The sequence below is a fragment of the Nocardioides sp. LMS-CY genome, from assembly GCF_018732145.1.
In the GTDB taxonomy this organism is placed as follows: Bacteria; Actinomycetota; Actinomycetes; order Propionibacteriales; family Nocardioidaceae; genus Nocardioides; species Nocardioides soli.
In genome coordinates this window covers 1,839,913-1,856,710 of record NZ_CP076104.1, presented here as the reverse complement: position 1 = coordinate 1,856,710, position 16,798 = coordinate 1,839,913, and the positions used below count along the sequence as shown (strand labels likewise).

Annotated in this window: 17 protein-coding genes; 8 read left to right on the top strand and 9 right to left on the bottom strand. The window is 71.5% G+C overall.

The window, feature by feature from the left end; all coding sequences use genetic code 11:
- The first annotated feature begins 102 nt into the window (after window positions 1-102).
- Entirely contained in the window at window positions 103-3,879 is a 3,777-nt protein-coding gene (locus KM427_RS08930; RefSeq protein ID WP_215526979.1) for a multifunctional oxoglutarate decarboxylase/oxoglutarate dehydrogenase thiamine pyrophosphate-binding subunit/dihydrolipoyllysine-residue succinyltransferase subunit, read from the top strand.
- Window positions 3,880-3,987: 108 nt separating this feature from the next.
- Complete coding sequence (locus KM427_RS08925) at window positions 3,988-4,164, top strand: DUF6104 family protein (protein ID WP_011755196.1); 177 nt, start codon at window positions 3,988-3,990, stop codon at window positions 4,162-4,164.
- 46 nt (window positions 4,165-4,210) lie between these two features.
- On the opposite strand, the gene KM427_RS08920 is transcribed toward KM427_RS08925, so the two are convergent.
- Both KM427_RS08920 and KM427_RS08915 read right to left on the bottom strand, forming a co-directional pair.
- Complete coding sequence (locus KM427_RS08920) at window positions 4,211-4,765, bottom strand: TetR family transcriptional regulator (protein WP_215526978.1); 555 nt, start codon at window positions 4,763-4,765, stop codon at window positions 4,211-4,213.
- On the bottom strand, window positions 4,758-7,034 hold the full coding sequence (locus tag KM427_RS08915) for an arylsulfatase (protein ID WP_215526977.1): 2,277 nt from the start codon (window positions 7,032-7,034) through the stop codon (window positions 4,758-4,760). Before KM427_RS08915 ends, KM427_RS08920 begins: the two co-directional genes overlap by 8 nt.
- 64 nt (window positions 7,035-7,098) lie before the next feature.
- On the opposite strand from KM427_RS08915, the gene KM427_RS08910 reads away from it, so the two are divergent.
- Together KM427_RS08910 and KM427_RS08905 are read left to right on the top strand one after the other, a co-directional pair.
- Window positions 7,099-7,761, top strand: a complete 663-nt coding sequence (locus KM427_RS08910; RefSeq protein WP_215526976.1) for an acetoacetate decarboxylase family protein — start codon at window positions 7,099-7,101, stop codon at window positions 7,759-7,761.
- A 4-nt stretch (window positions 7,762-7,765) separates the two neighbouring features.
- A complete protein-coding gene (locus KM427_RS08905; RefSeq protein WP_215526975.1) occupies window positions 7,766-8,170 on the top strand; it encodes an MmcQ/YjbR family DNA-binding protein in 405 nt (134 codons plus the stop codon).
- 10 nt (window positions 8,171-8,180) lie between these two features.
- Here KM427_RS08905 and KM427_RS08900 read toward each other — a convergent pair whose 3' ends face one another.
- From KM427_RS08900 to KM427_RS08880, 5 genes are all read right to left on the bottom strand, one after another.
- Window positions 8,181-8,777: a G5 domain-containing protein gene (locus tag KM427_RS08900; protein ID WP_215526974.1), complete on the bottom strand. Its 597-nt coding sequence runs from the start codon at window positions 8,775-8,777 to the stop codon at window positions 8,181-8,183.
- Window positions 8,778-8,918: 141 nt separating this feature from the next.
- A complete protein-coding gene (locus tag KM427_RS08895; protein ID WP_215526973.1) occupies window positions 8,919-9,596 on the bottom strand; it encodes an SDR family oxidoreductase in 678 nt (225 codons plus the stop codon).
- A complete protein-coding gene (locus KM427_RS08890; RefSeq protein ID WP_215526972.1) occupies window positions 9,596-10,564 on the bottom strand; it encodes a zinc-binding dehydrogenase in 969 nt (322 codons plus the stop codon). Before KM427_RS08890 ends, KM427_RS08895 begins: the two co-directional genes overlap by 1 nt.
- A 143-nt stretch (window positions 10,565-10,707) precedes the next feature.
- Window positions 10,708-11,823: an NAD(P)-dependent malic enzyme gene (locus tag KM427_RS08885; protein ID WP_252275207.1), complete on the bottom strand. Its 1,116-nt coding sequence runs from the start codon at window positions 11,821-11,823 to the stop codon at window positions 10,708-10,710.
- Window positions 11,824-12,015: 192 nt separating this feature from the next.
- Window positions 12,016-12,306, bottom strand: a complete 291-nt coding sequence (locus tag KM427_RS08880) for a S24/S26 family peptidase (protein ID WP_252275205.1) — start codon at window positions 12,304-12,306, stop codon at window positions 12,016-12,018.
- A gap of 92 nt (window positions 12,307-12,398) precedes the next feature.
- Here KM427_RS08880 and sodN point away from each other — a divergent pair, with 92 nt between their 5' ends.
- The 3 genes from sodN (at window position 12,399) to KM427_RS08865 (ending at window position 14,235) form a co-directional block, all read left to right on the top strand.
- A complete protein-coding gene (sodN, locus tag KM427_RS08875) occupies window positions 12,399-12,854 on the top strand; it encodes a superoxide dismutase, Ni (protein WP_252275203.1) in 456 nt (151 codons plus the stop codon).
- Window positions 12,855-12,992: 138 nt separating this feature from the next.
- Entirely contained in the window at window positions 12,993-13,424 is a 432-nt protein-coding gene (locus KM427_RS08870; RefSeq protein WP_215526970.1) for an ATP-binding protein, read from the top strand.
- A gap of 1 nt (window position 13,425) precedes the next feature.
- On the top strand, window positions 13,426-14,235 hold the full coding sequence (locus KM427_RS08865; RefSeq protein WP_183590766.1) for an RNA polymerase sigma factor SigF: 810 nt from the start codon (window positions 13,426-13,428) through the stop codon (window positions 14,233-14,235).
- Window positions 14,236-14,244: 9 nt separating this feature from the next.
- Here KM427_RS08865 and KM427_RS08860 read toward each other — a convergent pair whose 3' ends face one another.
- Window positions 14,245-14,637 carry a hypothetical protein gene (locus KM427_RS08860; RefSeq protein ID WP_183590767.1) on the bottom strand — a complete coding sequence of 131 codons (393 nt, stop codon included), beginning with the start codon at window positions 14,635-14,637 and terminating at the stop codon, window positions 14,245-14,247.
- Between the two features lie 235 nt (window positions 14,638-14,872).
- On the opposite strand from KM427_RS08860, the gene KM427_RS08855 reads away from it, so the two are divergent.
- Complete coding sequence (locus KM427_RS08855; RefSeq protein WP_011755173.1) at window positions 14,873-15,124, top strand: WhiB family transcriptional regulator; 252 nt, start codon at window positions 14,873-14,875, stop codon at window positions 15,122-15,124.
- Window positions 15,125-15,273: 149 nt separating this feature from the next.
- Here KM427_RS08855 and KM427_RS08850 read toward each other — a convergent pair whose 3' ends face one another.
- Complete coding sequence (locus tag KM427_RS08850) at window positions 15,274-16,749, bottom strand: sensor histidine kinase (RefSeq protein WP_183590768.1); 1,476 nt, start codon at window positions 16,747-16,749, stop codon at window positions 15,274-15,276.
- Between the last annotated feature and the right edge of the window lie 49 nt (window positions 16,750-16,798).

Sequence of the window (16,798 nt, the reverse complement as noted above, 5' to 3'; positions counted from 1 at the left end):
ACGCCGAATCGCCTTCCGGGCGATCTGCATTTGCTGGTCCGGGGGTCTAGCCTTGACGTCTGACACTCCCCCGCGCACGTACCGGAAGAGGCGAATCAACCCGTGCCGCAGTCCCCTGGTAGTCAGTCCGATCTCGCGACCGCCGACTTCGGCGCCAACGAGTGGCTCGTCGAAGAGATGTACGACCAATATCGACGAGACCCGGACAGCGTTGATCCGACCTGGAAGAAGTACTTCCAGTCCAACGGCAAGGGCGCGGGAGGTGCCAACGGTACGACCCAGGCCCCCCCGGGGAGCAAGTCGGGGTCGCCGGGCACCGCTCGGGCGCCCGAGCCGGCACCGGCCCAGCAGCCGGCCCAGCAGCCGGTGGCGAAGCACGCCGCGGAGCCGGTGCAGGAGCACCGGCCCGACCCGACGCCGACCCCCGCTCCGATCGCCCGGCCGCGGCCGGAGAGCAAGGCCGCCGAGCCGGCCAAGGGCACCAGCAACCCGGTGCCGAAGGAGTCCCGCCCGGCGGCGCCGGCCCCGACCAAGGACGAGCCGACGTACACCGTGCTCCGCGGCGCGCCGGCGCGCACCGTCCAGAACATGGACGTCTCACTCACCGTGCCGACCGCGACCTCGGTGCGCTCGGTGCCGGTCAAGCTGCTGTGGGACAACCGCACCGTCATCAACAACCACCTCGCCCGCGCCCGCGGCGGCAAGGTCTCCTTCACCCACCTGGTCGGCTACGCGCTGGTCAAGGCGCTGAAGACGATGCCGGAGATGAACTCCGGCTACGACGTGGTCGACGGCAAGCCCAACCTGATCACGCCGGCCCACATCAACCTCGGCCTCGCGATCGACGTGAAGAAGTCCGACGGCACGCGCCAGCTGCTGGTGCCGAGCATCAAGGCCGCCGAGACGATGGACTTCGCGGCGTTCTGGACGGCGTACGAGGAGATCGTCCGCAAGACCCGCGACAACAAGCTCACCATCGAGGACTTCCAGGGCACCTCGATCTCGCTGACCAACCCGGGCGGCATCGGCACGGTCCACTCCGTGCCCCGCCTGATGAAGGGCCAGGGCACGATCCTGGGCGTCGGCGCGATGGAGTACCCCGCCGAGTGGCAGGGTGCGTCGGCCGACGCGATCGCCCGCAACGGCATCAGCAAGGTCATGACGCTGACCTCGACGTACGACCACCGGGTCATCCAGGGCGCGCAGTCGGGCGAGTTCCTCAAGCGGATCCACGAGCTGCTGCTCGGCGCCGACGACTTCTACGACGAGATCTTCCGGTCGCTGCGCATCCCCTACCAGCCGATCCGCTGGAACGCCGACATCGCGACCTCGCACGACGACGAGATCTCGAAGCAGGCGCGCATCCTCGAGCTGATCCACGCCTACCGCGTGCGCGGCCACATGATGGCCGACACCGACCCGCTGGAGTACCGCCAGCGGACCCACCCCGACCTCGAGATCGAGTCCCACGGCCTGACCCTGTGGGACCTCGACCGCGAGTTCGCGGCCGGCTCCTTCGGCGGCGAGGGTCGTCGGTTCATGAAGCTGCGCGACGTCCTCGGCATCCTGCGCGACTCCTACTGCCGCACCACCGGCATCGAGTACATGCACATCATGGATCCCGAGCAGCGCCGCTGGATCCAGGAGCGCGTCGAGCAGCCGCACACCAAGCCGCCCCGCGAGGAGCAGCTGCGGATCCTGCTGAAGCTCAACCAGGCCGAGGCGTTCGAGACCTTCCTGCAGACCAAGTTCGTCGGTCAGAAGCGCTTCTCGCTCGAGGGCGGCGAGACCACGATCCCGGTCATCGACGAGATCTGCGAGGCGGCCGCCGAGGCCGGCCTCGACGAGGTCACGATGGGCATGGCCCACCGCGGCCGCCTCAACGTGCTGGCCAACATCGTCGGCAAGAACTACTCCCAGATCTTCCGGGAGTTCGAGGGCAACATCGACCCGCGCACCGTCCAGGGCTCGGGCGACGTGAAGTACCACCTCGGCGCGGAGGGCGCGTTCACCGCCGGCACCGGTGCCCAGATCAAGGTGTCGGTGGCGGCGAACCCGTCGCACCTCGAGGCCGTCGACCCGGTGCTGGAGGGCATCGCCCGGGCCAAGCAGGACGTGCTCGACCGCGGCGCGGCGTACCCCGTGCTGCCGCTTCTGGTGCACGGCGACGCGGCCTTCGCGGGCCAGGGCGTGGTCGCGGAGACGCTGAACCTCTCCCAGCTGCGCGGCTACCGCACCGGCGGCACCATCCACGTGGTGGTCAACAACCAGGTCGGCTTCACCACCTCGCCGGGCTCGTCGCGCTCCTCGCTCTACTGCACCGACGTGGCCCGCATGGTCCAGGCGCCGATCTTCCACGTGAACGGCGACGACCCCGAGGCCTGCATCCGGGCCGCGCGGCTGGCCTTCGAGTACCGCCAGGCGTTCAACAAGGACGTCGTCATCGACCTCGTCTGCTACCGCCGGCGCGGCCACAACGAGGGCGACGATCCGTCGTACACCCAGCCGCTGATGTACGACCTGATCGAGCAGAAGCGCTCGGTGCGCAAGCTCTACACCGAGTCCCTCATCGGTCGTGGCGACATCACGATCGAGGAGGCCGAGCAGGTCCTCCGCGACTACCAGCAGCAGCTGGAGCGGGTGTTCACCGAGGTGCGCGAGGCGACCAGCCAGCCCTCGGAGTGGACCACGGTCCCCGACTACCCGGACAAGCCGACCGGCGAGACCAACACCGCGATCACGCTCGACGTGATGAAGCGGATCGCCGACGCCTACGTCACCCCGCCCGAGGGCTTCACCGTGCACCCGAAGGTGATGCCGCAGCTGCAGCGCCGCGCGGCGGCGATCGCCGACGGACCGATCGACTGGGGCACCGGCGAGATCCTCGCCTTCGGCTCGCTGCTGATGGAGGGCCGCCCGGTGCGCCTGGCCGGCCAGGACTCGCGCCGCGGCACGTTCGTCTCGCGGTTCGCGACGATCATCGACCGGAAGAACGCCGACGAGTGGACGCCGCTGGCCAGCCTCACCGAGGACCAGGCCAAGTTCTACGTCTACGACTCGCTGCTCTCCGAGTACGCCGCGCTCGGGTTCGAGTACGGCTACTCGGTCGCCCGACCCGAGGCGCTGGTCCTGTGGGAGGCGCAGTTCGGCGACTTCGTCAACGGCGCCCAGACGGTGATCGACGAGTTCATCACCTCCGGCGAGAGCAAGTGGAACCAGCAGTCCGGCGTCGTGCTGCTGCTGCCGCACGGCTACGAGGGCCAGGGCGCCGACCACTCCTCGGCGCGGATCGAGCGGTTCCTGACCATGGCCGCCGACGAGGCGTTCGTGGTGGCCCAGCCGTCGACCCCCGCGTCGTACTTCCACCTGCTGCGCCAGCACTCGCTCGGCGAGGAGCACAAGCCGCTGATCGTCTTCACGCCGAAGTCGATGCTCAAGCGCAAGGAGGCCGCGGCCCGGCCGGAGGACTTCACCGGTGGGTCGTTCCGCCCGTTCCTCGGTGACGAGTCCGCCGACCAGGAGAAGGTCGACACGCTGCTGCTCTGCTCGGGCCGGGTCACCTGGGACCTGATGGTCGAGCGGGCCAAGCGCGAGGACGGCGAGCGCTTCGCGATCGCCCGGGTCGAGCAGCTCTACCCGCGTCCGGAGGCCGAGATCCGCGAGGAGATCGCCCGCTACCCGCACCTGCGGACCGTGCGCTGGGTCCAGGACGAGCCGCTGAACATGGGCGCGTGGCCCCACTACGCCGTCAACGTGTGGCCGCACGTCGACGCCCAGGTCGAGGTGGTCTGCCGCCCCGAGTCGTCCTCGCCCGCCGTCGGCACGATCAAGCGGCACGGCGAGGAGCAGAAGGACCTGGTCGCGCGCGCGTTCGCCTGATCTGGTAGTGGTTTCGAGGCTCGGGCCTGGCGGCCCTCGCACCTCAACCACCGTGTCGGTGGTTGAGGTGCGAGCGGAGCGAGCCTCGAAACCACCAGAGGAGGACTGATGTACTTCACCGACCGCGGCATCGAGGAGCTCGAGAAGCGCCGGGGCGACGAGGAGGTCACCCTGGCCTGGCTCGCGGACCGGCTGCAGGAGTTCACCGACACGCACCCGGAGTTCGAGACGGCCGTGGAGCGGTTCGCGACCTGGCTGGCCCGGTTGGACGATCCGGAGGACTGAGCCTGGGCAACGGCCGAGAAGTGCCAGCACTGCCTGTGAAGTCCGGTCAGGCCAGCGCGGCGAAGCCCCGCTCGACGATCGCCGGCAGCGACCCGCCCTCGTCGACCCAGATCGCCGTCGAGGCGCGGAAGACCGCGAGGCCGGCGGCGGCCAGGGTGCGGGCGGAGGCGTCACCGCCGAGCTCGCGAGCGACGGCCCACTCCCAGGACGCGAGGGTGTCGAAGAGTCGGCCCCGGAGCACCGGCGAGGTGGCGGCGGCGCGCTGGCGCAGCTGCACGCGCTCCCGGTCGGACTCGAAACCGCGAGCGAGCTCGACGACGGCCTCGCGTACGACCTCGAGGGGGCGCAGCGGGCCGCCGGCCAGCTCGCGGATCCGGGCCCGGAGCTGCGCCTGCCGCTCCTCGCGACCCATGTCGAGCACCTCGTCCTTGGTGGCGAAGTAGCGGAAGAACGTCCGGCTCGAGACGCCCGCGTCGGCGGCGATCGCGTCGACGGACGTCTCGTCGTACCCCTCACTCGCGAAGCGGCGCAGTGCGGCGTCCTCGAGCGCGCGCCGGGTACTGGCCTTGTGGGTCTCGCGACGCCCCGCCGGCTCAGTCACCCGCGACCGCCATCCGCCGCTGCGCGCTCCGGTCCGGCCGCGCACCGGGCCGGCCGCTGCGCAGCTCCACCCGCGACAGCGTCCCGGTGAAGGCGAACGGCGGCCGGTAGTCCGAGGTGACCGCGATCCCGCGGTCCCGGCCGACCAGCAGGCCGGCCCCGGAGGTGACGAGGTTCGGGAAGAAGAGCAGCCCGGGCAGCGGCGCCTGCGCGACGTCCGCCCCGTCGACGGCCAGCACCAGCCGGGGCTCGCGCCCGGGCTCGTAGCGCACCGAGAGCACGTGCTCGCCGACCGGCACGGGATCGGGCGCCACCAGCCGAGTCGTGCCGTCGAGCAGTGCGACCGCCGCGGTCAACCGCCCGTCGAGGAGGTACGTCGCCCAGCCACCGTGCCGGTCCCCGATCGCCGTGATGATCCCGTGCGCGCCGCCGGCCGGCAGGTCGACGTACGCCGTGAGCTCGAAGCCGTCCAGCAGCGCCGGCAGCTGGCACTCCTGGACCGGTCCGCCGCCGGGCGCATAGGTGCCGACGGAGGGCGGCGGGAACTCGCCGGGATGCAGGTGCGCCATCGACGCCGGGAACTCGAAGAGCGGCAGCACCTGGTTGCGCCCGGCCTCGGCCCACCACAGCGCCTCCATCCGGCGCACCCGCTCCGGATGCTCCGCCGCGACGTCGCGCGCCTCGGAGAAGTCCTCGGCGAGGTCGAAGAGCGACCACCGGTCGGCGTCGAAGTCCGTGCTGCCCACGAGGTGCGAACGCTCGTCGAACTGGTTGGCGACATGGTCGGTGACCGCCATCCAGCCGTCCTCGTAGATGCCGCGCGAGCCGAACATCTCGAAGTACTGCACGAGCCGGTGCTCGGCGGCCTCCGGTTCCGCGAAGCTCGGGAGCAGCGACCGGCCCTCGACCGGCTGCTGGGTCACCCCGTCGACCGCCTCGGGCGGCTCGATGCCGGCCGCGTCGAGCACCGTGGCGTAGAGGTCGACCGCGTGGCAGAACTGCGGGCGTACGCCGCCGCGCCCGACCAGCCGGTCACCCCAGCGCACCACGAGCGGCGTGCGCACCCCGCCCAGCCAGGCGTACCGCTTCCACAGCCGCAGCGGCGTGTTGCCGGCCCAGGCCCAGCCGAACGGGTAGTGGTTGTACGCCGCCTGGCCGCCGATGTCGTCGATCCGCGCGATCGACTCCTCGACGTCCTCCCCCATCCCGAGCCAGCCGGCGGCCTCGTTGAGCGTGCCGGTCACCCCACCCTCGGCGCTGGCGCCGTTGTCGGAGAGCACCATCACCATGGTGTCGTCGGCGATCCCGCGCTCCTCGAGGGAGGCGAAGAGGCGCCCCAGGTGGTGGTCGGTGTGGGTGACGAAGCCCGCGAAGACCTCCATGTAGCGGGCGAAGAGGCGCCGCTGGTCGTCGGGCAGCGTCTCCCAGTCGGGGATCCACGGCGGCCGCTCGGGCAGCTCGGTGCCTTTCGGCACGATGCCCTCCGCGACCTGCCGCTCGAAGGTGCGCCGGCGCCACGCCTCCCAGCCGTCGTCGAACGCGCCCCGGTAGGGCTCGACCCACTCCTCGGTGACCTGGTGCGGGGCGTGCGCGGCGCCCGGGGCGAAGTAGAGGAAGAACGGCTTGCGCGACTCCGCCTGCTGCTGGTCCTGGATCATCCGGATCGCCTGGTCGACCAGGTCCTCGGTGAGGTGATAGCCCTCCTCCGGGGTGTACGGCGGCTCGACGTGGGTGTTGTCGCGCACCAGCTCGGGTGCCCACTGGCTGGTCTCGGCCCCGAGGAAGCCGTAGTAGCGCTCGAAGCCCTGCCCCAGCGGCCAGCGGTCGAACGGGCCGGCCGCGGAGTACTCGTTCTTCGGGGCGAGGTGCCACTTGCCCACCGCCAGTGTGTTGTAGCCGTGGTCCTTGAGCACTCGCGCGAGACCGGCGGCCGAGCGCGGGATCCGCCCGGTGTACCCGGGGAACCCGAGCGCGGCCTCCTGGGTGACGCCCATGCCGACCGCGTGGTGGTTGCGCCCGGTGAGCAGGGCGGCCCGGGTCGCGCTGCAGACCGAGGTGACGTGGAAGCGGTGGTAGCGCAGCCCCTGGGCCGCGAGCCGGTCGATGTTCGGCGTGGCGATGCCCGAGCCGAAGCAGCCGAGCTGGGCGAAGCCGACGTCGTCGAGGACGACCATCAGGACGTGCGGGGCGTCGGGCCGCCCCGGGCGCGGGTACGTCGCGAACCGGGGCTCCGAGGTCTCGACACGGGTGGTGATCCGCTGGGTCTCCATGGCCGGGCATTCTGTCACTCGACTGACACTTTCGTCCGTACCCGGAGTACGGCAGGATGCCGCCATGACCGACCACACGACCAGCCCCGCGTGGATCAGCTCCTCCGGACCGGACGGCGACGTCAGCTACCCGCCGGCTCCCTGGGCGATGGTGGGCCAGCTCTGGCTCTCGGTCCTCAAGCTGCGCACCGGCGTCGACGAGCTCCGTCCGGCGGGCGTCTACGGCGTGGCGTTCGTGTCCTACGAGCCCGGCAGCCCGCTGACCTACTCCGAGCTGCTGGTCGCCCGGCTGGTCCCGACCCAGCAGCACGGCAGATGCGTCTCGATCACCGACATCTGGGTCGACTCCCCCGCGTCGGTGGCCGGCGGTCGCGAGCTCTGGGCGATCCCGAAGCAACTGTGCGACTTCGAGCTCGACACCAGCCATCGCGGTCCGCTGACGTCGACCCACTGGTCGACGTCGCTGGAGCGCCGACCGATCGCGAGCGCATCGTTCACCGACGTCAGCCGCGCGATGGTGCGGATCCCATTCCGGGGCACCACCTGGCAGCCCGGCATCGGCGACACCGAGGGCCAGGACCGCACCGCCGCCCTGCAGGGCTCCTCGAAGGCGCTGCCCTGCCGCGGCCGGTGGGACTTCGCCGCCGACGGCCCGCTCGGCTGGCTGCGCGGCGCCCGCCAGCTCGCGTCGTTCCGGCAGGCCGACTTCCGCATGTGCTTCGGCTGAAGCCGTGCCGCGTCGCATCGAGCCCGAGGCCGACGTCGTACGCCGGATCGGAGCGATCGCGACGCGGCTTCCGGAGGCCCGCGAGGAGGAGGCCTGGACCGGTGTGCGCTGGCGGATCCGGGCGAAGACCTTCGCCCACGTGATGGTCGCGCAGCCCGGCTACGAGTCGGCCTACCGCGACCTCACCGGCGACGACTCGATCCGCACCGTGCTCACCTTCCGCGCGGTCGGCGACGAGCTGCTCGCGCTGACCCACGCGGGGTGGCCGTTCTACCGGCCACCGTGGTCGCCCACGATCGTCGGCATGGTGCTCGACGACGACACCGACTGGACCGAGGTCGCCGAGCTGGTCACGGAGTCCTACCGCAACTGTGCCCCGCAGAAGCTGGTGCGGCTGCTCGACGCCTGAGCGCGGGACCTCAGTCGCAGCCCCAGCCGTCGCCGTCCGCGTCGAGACCGTAGATGTCGCTGCCGATGACGCGCACCGGGCCCCGGACATAGGCCGGGCCGTCGCCGCTGCCACCGGCGCAGTCGACGTCGCTGGCGATCGGCACGCACCCGCTGTAGTTGGGGTCGCACCGGCCACCCGGCTGAGGCTGCGGCTTGATCACCTTGGTGCCGTGGAGCACGATCCGGCTGACCGGCTTGCGCTTGACCTTGTCGACGACCAGCTCGCGGTCGACCCAGACGCCGTCCTCGTAGGTGATCCGGAAGACCTTGACGCGCAGGCCCGGGCGGCCCGGCCGCGCGACCTTCGTGACGCCCTTCTTCAGGGTGGCCGTCTTGCGGTGGACCGTCTGGTACCGGAGCTTGATGTTCTTGCGCACGCGCTCGTGCGTGACGACGACCTCCTCGGCCGGATCCGGCGACGGGTCGTCCGTTGCGTGGACCGCACCTACCGCGAGCGTCCCGCCCGCCGCGCCGGTGCCGACCTCGCTCGACTCCCCACAGCCCGCCAGTCCCAGCACCGCCATCGCCAGAGCCGCCACCGCGGCCAGCGTCCGCCCACGTCGCACCGTTGTCTCCCCCGATCGAGTTGCCCTGCGGTCGAGCGCACCGTAGGCAGAAACGGGCAAGCCGGTTGGCAACTTGAGGCAACGTTGAGCCTCAGGTCTAGAGCGCGTCTCCTCATCCGCTTCCGGTTGAGGAGCCGTGCTCTAGCCGGCCGGGCGCACCGTCACGTCGGTGATCGTCGCGTCGCGCGGCAGGTCGACGAGGCGCACGATCGCGTCGGCGACCGTCTCGGGGCGGATCCAGTCGGCGGCGTCGTACTCCCTGCCCTCCTGGGCGTGCACCCGCTCCTGCATCGGCGTGGCGGTGCGGCTCGGGAACACGGTGGAGACGCGCACCCCCGCTGCGGCCTCCTCGGCGCGCAGGGAGTCGGCCAGTGCGCGCAGGCCGTGCTTGGAGGCGGCGTACGCCGACCAGCGCGGACCCGCGGAGAGTCCGGCGGTCGAGTTCACGAACACGACGGTGCCGCGCGCGGCCCGCAGCGCGGGCAGCGCGACGCGGGTGAGGGCGGCCGGGGCGACGAGGTTGACGCGCAGCTGCGATGCCCAGGCCTCGACCGACAGCGACGACACCGGGCCGAGCTCGACGATGCCGGCGGCGTGCACGACGGAGTCGAGCGAGTCCGGGAGCACCAGGGACTCGACCGACTCCGGGAAGGCCAGGTCGGCGACAACCACCTCGGCGCCGTCGTACGACGAGCGCAGTGCCTCGGCCCGCTCCTCCGAGCGCGCCACCAGCACGACCCCGTCTCCCCGGTCGAGGAGCGTGCGCGCGACGAGCGCTCCGATCCCGGAGCCGGCCCCGGTGACGAGATGGGTGGCCATCAGCGGGTGAAGACGATCTTGCCGAACTGCTCACCCTCGAGCATCGCGGCGAAGCCGGCGCGGGCGTCGGCCATCGGCAGCGTCCGGTCGATCAGCGGTCGGGCGCCGGTCGCGTCGAGCATCGACACCAGGCCGGCGAGCTCGTCGCGGGTGCCCATCGTCGAGCCGATCACGCTCAGCTGCAGGAAGAAGATCCGGGTCAGCTCGGCGTCGTCGAGGTTCGGGCCGGAGGTGGTGCCGGAGGTGACGATCCGGCCGCCCGGACGCAACGACCGGATCGAGTGCGACCAGGTCGCACGACCGACCGTCTCCATGACCGCGTCGACCTTCACGGGCAGTCGAGCCCCCGACTCGAACGCATCGTGCGCACCGAGGTCGAGCGCCCGCTTCCGCTTGGCCTCGTCACGACTTGTGACCAGCACCCGCAACCCGGCCGCTCGGCCGAGCACGATCGCGGCCGTCGCCACCCCGCCACCGGCCCCCTGGATGAGCACGGTCTCGCCGGCCCGCAGCCGGCCGCGGGTGAAGAGCATCCGGTACGCCGTGAGCCAGGCGGTCGGCAGGCAGGCGGCCTCCTCGAACGACAGCGTCGCCGGCTTCGGCACCACGTTGCGGCGCGGCACGGCGACCTTGTCGGCGAAGGTGCCCTGGTAGCGCTCGGACAGCAGGGACCGCTTCGGGTCGAAGGTCTCGTCGCCCGTCCACGACGGATCGCTGATCACCGCGTGCACGACGACCTCGTTGCCGTCCTCGTCGTACCCGGCCGCGTCGCAGCCGAGGATCATCGGCAGCGCCTCCTCGCGCAGCCCGACCCCGCGCAGCGAGAACAGGTCGTGGTGGTTGAGCGCGGCCGCCTTCACGGTGACCGTCGTCCACCCGTCCGGCACGTCGGGGTCGGGCCGCTCCCCCACCTGCAGTGCGGAGAGCGGGTCGTCCTGGGAGAACCGGTCGGCGTAGACGGCGAGCATTCGTCCAACCTATCGGTGGTTTCGAGACGGTTGCTGCGCAACCTCCTCAACCACCGTGCACGGTGGTTGAGGAAGGCGCACTGGCGCCTGTCCTTCGAGACGGTTGCTGCGCAACCTCCTCAGGAACCATCTCGAAGCCACCGTCACCGGCGTGCGACACCGTCCCGGCGTGCGGCATCCGCCACAGCGGACGCGACCGCCGGGCCGACCCGCGGGTCGAACGGCGAGGGGATCACGTGCTCCTCGGTGAGCTCGTCCCCGACGAGGTCGGCCAGCGCCTGGGCCGCGGCGAGCTTCATGCCCTCGGTGATCGCGGTCGCGTGCACGTCGAACGCGCCCCGGAAGATGCCGGGGAAGGCGAGCACGTTGTTGATCTGGTTCGGGAAGTCCGAGCGGCCGGTGGCGACCACCCGGGCGTGCCGCTGCGCCACCTCGGGGTGCACCTCGGGGGTCGGGTTCGCCAGACCGAAGATGATCGCGTCGGGCGCCATCCGCGCGACGTACTCCTCCGGGACGTTCCCGCCCGAGACGCCGATGTAGACGTCGGCGTCGACGAGCACGTCGGCGAGACTGCCCGAGCGCCCGTTCTTGTCCGCGGTCATCTCTGCGAGCTCGCGCTTGACCGGCGTGAGGTCACCGCGTCCGGAGTGCAGCACGCCCGTGCGATCGGTGACCGCGAGGTCCGTGATGCCCGCCTCGATCAGGATCTTCGCGACGGCGACGCCGGCCGCGCCCGCGCCGGAGATCACGACCCGCGTGGCCTCCGGGTCGCGGCCGGTCAGGCGCAGCGCGTTCTGCAGCGCGGCCAGCGCGACGACGGCGGTGCCGTGCTGGTCGTCGTGGAAGACCGGGATGTCGAGCCGCTCCTTGAGCCGGTCCTCGATCTCGAAGCAGCGCGGCGCGGAGATGTCCTCGAGGTTGATGCCGCCGAAGCTCGGCGCCAACCGCACGATGGTCTCCACGATCTCGTCGGCGTCGGTGGTCGCGAGGCAGATCGGGACGGCGTCGACGCCCCCGAACTGCTTGAACAGCACCGCCTTCCCCTCCATCACCGGCATCGCGGCCTGCGGGCCGATGTCGCCGAGGCCGAGGACCGCGGTGCCGTCGGTGACGACGGCGACCGTGTTAGGCACCCAGGTGTAGTGCTGCGTCATCGTCGGATCCGCCGCGATCGCCTCGCAGACCCGGGCGACGCCGGGGGTGTAGGCCAGGGACAGGTCGTCTCTCCCCACCAGCGGTGCCGTCGACCGGAGCTCCATCTTCCCGCCTACATGCAGGTCGAAGACGGGGTCTCCGGCGTGCGGGTGAGAAGGAGTGTGAGGGGTCATCACGAGACCTAGCTTTCCAAGACGAGGGCGTACGAACAGGTGGGGTCCGGTTCGACGCGCGGGGTGTGCGCGGATGGGCATCGGACCGCGGGGGGTCTCCCTCCCCTCCAGTCTCGCACAGCCTCAGAACCGACGGGGACGTGGCCAGACCCTGGCGACGGTGACGGCTGTCACGTCCGCCTCGGGCAGCACCCCGCGGTGCCGCGAGTCGACCCCCTCGTCGGGGTTGTCGCTGAGCACCCACCAGCCCGGGGCTCCGGAGCGCGTCGTACGTCGCTCGGCGGCGCGCTTGACCGCCACCGTCCCGTCCGGGAACCGGGCGACCACCACGTCGCCGGGGCGCGGCGCGCGGCGGTAGGAGACCAGCAGCCGGTCGCCGGTGCGCAGGGTCGGCTCCATCGATGCGCCGCGCACGATCGCGAAGCCCCAGCGGGGGGTGTCTTCCCCTGTGGACCGGGTACCTCGTGTTCGCTGCGACACGCGGAGTAGTGTCCCAGCAGCGCCCCGTGAACTTCACCGGTGGCATCGAGGACAACCGAAGACGAGAGGACCCGACCCGCATGTTCGCGCGACTGTTCGCCCCCACCCTTGAGGTTTCCGCCCACTGCGATCTCCCCTGCGGCGTCTACGACCCGGCCCAGGCGCGCATCGAGGCGGAGTCGATCAAGGCGATCATCGCCAAGGTCGCCGACAACGACGATCCCGACTTCCGCACCCGGGCGATCCTGATCAAGGAGCAGCGCTCCGAGCTGGTCAAGCACCACCTGTGGGTGCTGTGGACCGACTACTTCAAGCCCCCGCACTTCGAGAAGTACCCGCAGCTGCACACCCTCGTCAACGAGGCCACCAAGCTGGCCGGTGCCGGTGGCACCAAGGGCGAGCTCGACGCCGCCAAGGCCGACGAGCTGCTCGCCAAGATCGACGAGATCGCCGAGATCTTCTGGGCGACGAAGAAGGGCTGAGGCCCGAACGCGTCCGGCCGGCACCGACCGGCGGTTAGCGGGACCGGCCCCGGGGTACGAAGACCCCGGGGCCGGTCCCGCTACATTTCGGCAGACCGGTCTCGGAACCCGCTTCACGACCACGCTCGAGGACGACACATGGCATCGATCGGCGCGACCACCGGCCCGACCGCGACCGAGGACGCCCGCCGGGCGGACGTCGAGCTGCGCCTGCCGGCCGACCGCGCGTACGCCTCCGTGCTGCGCACCACCACCGCCGGCCTGGCCGCTCGGCTGGACTTCCCGATCGACGACATCGAGGACCTGCGGATCGCGGTCGGCGAGGCCAGCGCGATGGTGCTCGCCGAGGCGGCGCCCGGCACCGACCTGCGCTGCCGCTTCTACCAGGACCTCGGTGAGCTGACCGTCGACGTCACCGTCTGCGTCGACGGCGCGGTCGAGCCCGACACCGACAGCTTCGCGTGGCAGGTGCTGACCACCCTCGCCACCCGCGCCGCCGCCGACTCGACCGACGAGACGTTCACGGTCACGCTCACCATGGTGTCCTCCCATCGGGAGCCCGGTCGCTGACATGGCGCTCTCGCTGGACGACGACGGGAGATCCGACGGCCCCACGGGCGTCGAGCTGACCCGTCTGCGCAGCGCCGAGCTGTTCGCCGTCTTCGGCGACGAGCGGGAGTCGGAGGCCGCCCACGAGTCGGCCCGGGAGGCGCTGGTGCACCTCCACCTGCCGCTGGTCGAGCACTGCGCCCGGCGCTTCCGCAACCGCGGCGAGCCGCTCGAGGACCTGGTGCAGGTCGGCACGATCGGGCTGATCAAGTCGATCGACCGCTTCGACTCCGAGCGGGGCGTCGAGTTCTCGACCTACGCCACGCCGACGATCATCGGCGAGATCAAGCGCTACTTCCGCGACAAGGGCTGGGCGATCCGGGTGCCGCGACGGCTCCAGGAGCTGCGCATGCAGATCGGAACGGCGAGCGCCGAGCTCACCCAGTCCCTGGGCCGCTCCCCGACCCCCCGCGAGCTCGCCGAGGCGATCGGCTGCTCGGTCGAGGAGATCGTCGAGGGCATCGAGTCCAGCAACGCCTACTCCACGCTGTCCCTCGACGCCAGCGACGACGGCGACGACGGCACCGCCACGATGCTCGACGCCATCGGCGTCGACGACGAGGGGCTCGAGCACGTCGAGATCCGCGAATCGATCAAGCCGCTGCTGGACAAGCTGGCGCCGCGGGAGAAGAAGATCCTGCTGCTGCGGTTCTTCAAGAACATGACCCAGTCCCAGATCGCAGCGGAGATCGGGGTCTCCCAGATGCACGTCTCGCGGCTGCTCAACCGGACGCTCGAGCAGCTGCGCACCTCGCTCGAGGAGAGCTCGTAGCGCCTCCTCCTACTCCTCCTCGGCCGGAGCCAGCGCCGCCACGCTCGCCGGGTGGAAGATGCCGCCCAGCACGATCAGCGCCACCGCGGCGACGGCCAGCGCGACCACCGTCGTGTCGCCACCCCAGAAGCTCCAGGCCACCCCGAGCTGGATCAGCTGGGCCAGCACCGCCGGGCTGCGCGCCCAGGAGCTGAGGCGGGACAACGCCCAGGCGCAGCCCAGCAGCCCGCCGCCGTACAGCAGGAAGAACACGGCGGTCGTCACCGCCACCTCCGCGCGGTCGGCGTTGAGGTTGGCCACCTCGAGCACGGCGTACCCGAGCAGCAGCAGCCCCTCGACCGCGACCAGCGAGGCGGCCACGATCAGGGGCGCCGGCACGTGGGCGGCGGGTCGTAGGCTCACCGGAGCACTCTAGAAGAGAGGCCGCCGGCGCCCCCGGCCAGACCGCCGCGGACGTGACTTCTGTGACGGATAAGACCATCGCAGGGGGTTGTTTAACGGTCGAAAGATTGCCACTCTTTGAGAGGCATCGCGTGAACTTGCGCGTGCTTTGTCGTGCCCATTCGCCCGGCAGGTCCGCAGCACCCCGCTCGGCCTGCCCCTTGAGCCTGTCTGTAGAGAGAAGGAACGCCCAGCCATGGATTGGCGCCACCGTTCCGCGTGCCTCGACGAGGACCCGGAGCTGTTCTTCCCGATCGGCAACACCGGTCCGGCCATCCTCCAGATCGAGGAGGCCAAGCAGGTGTGCCGACGCTGCGAGGTGCGCGAGCAGTGCCTCGCGTGGGCGCTCGAGGCTGGACAGGACCACGGCGTGTGGGGCGGTCTGAGCGAGGACGAGCGCCGCGCGCTCAAGCGTCGCAACGCCCGGGCCCGGGTGCGGACCGCCTAGCCGAGACGCGTCAGCGGATCCGCTGACGGTGGTCGAGCGAGCCGCGCGAGTGGGCTCGCGAACTCGCGACCGGCGTGTCGAGACCCAGTCCGGCGCCGGGTCACTAGTGGCCATCACCGGAAGTTCTTCGGAACTTCCAGCGACGACCACTAGTCGAGAGGCACGTCGAGCGCCGCCCGGGTACCGGTCCCGCCGGGGCCCGGCCCCAGCTCGAGCTGGCCGCCGAGCTCCGACTCCACCAGCGTCCGGACGATCGACAGCCCGAGGCTGCCCTGGCCCTCGAGGTCGAAGTCCTCGGGGAGGCCCCGACCGTCGTCGTCCACGCTGACGTGCAGCCGGCCGACCAGCCGCTGGGCGGACAGCACGATCTCGCCCGTGAGGTCGGCGTCGGCCGGGTCGTAGCCGTGCTCGACGGCGTTCTGGAGCAGCTCGGTGATCACCATCGCGAGCGCGGTGGCGGCCTCCGACGGCAGCTCGCCGAACGACCCGGACCGGCGCACCCGCACCCGGCTGCCGACCGCGCTCACCTCGGTCACCATCCGCCCCAGCGGGTCCACGATCTCGTCGAAGTCGACCCGCTCCTCGACCGCCTGGCTGAGGATCTCGTGGACGATCGCGATCGACCCGACGCGGCGTACCGCCTCCTCCAGCGCCAGCCGCGCCGACTCGTTGTCGATCCGCCGCGCCTGGAGCCGCAGCAGCGCGGCCACGGTCTGCAGGTTGTTCTTCACCCGGTGGTGGATCTCGCGGATCGTCGCGTCCTTGGTGACCAGCTCGCGGTCGCGGCGGCGCAGGTCGGTGACGTCGCGCACCAGCACCACGGCGCCGATGTGCTCACCGGCGGGCCGCAGCGGGATCGTCCGCACGATCAGCGCGACGCCCTCGGTCCCGATCTCGGTGTCCCGCTGCGCCCGACCGCCGAGGACCGCGCTGAGCGTCTCCTCGTCGGGCCGGCGCCGGGGCGGCACCAGCGAGCGCGTGGTCTCGGCCAGGGACAGCCCGGTCAGGTCGCCGGACAGGCCGAGCCGGCGGAAGACCGACTGGGCGTTCGGGCTCGCGTACACGACCCGCCCGGCGGCGTCGATGCGCAGGAAGCCGTCGCCGACCCGGGGGGTGTCCGCGTGGTCGCTGCGCTCCCCCGCCGCCGGGAAGTGGCCGTTGGCGATCATCTGGGTCAGGTCGGAGGCGGTCTGCAGGTAGGACAGCTCGAGCCGGCTCGGGGTGCGCACGCCGAGCAGGTTCGTGTTGCGGGCGACCACCGCGATCACCCGCCCGGCGCGGCGCACCGGGATCGACTCGATCCGCACCGGCACGTCGTCGCGCCACTCCGGGTCGCCCTCGCGGATCAGCCGTCCCTGGGTGTACGCCGCGTCGATCAGCGGCCGGCGACCGACCGGCACGAACGTGCCGATCACGTCGTCGACGTACGCCGTGGGACCGGTCGTGGGCCGCATCTGGCCGGCCGCCCAGAAGCCCTTGCCCTCCCGGTCCGGCAGCCAGAGCACGAGGTCGGCGAAGGAGAGGTCGGCGATGATCTGCCAGTCGGCCTGGAGCAGCTGGAGCCACGCGACGTCGTCGGCGTCGAGGTCGGTGTGGCTGCGCACGAGGTCGCTGAGGGACGGCACGCTGGCAAGCGTAGGACTTCCGCCGACACCCGCCCGGACCGCCACTGGA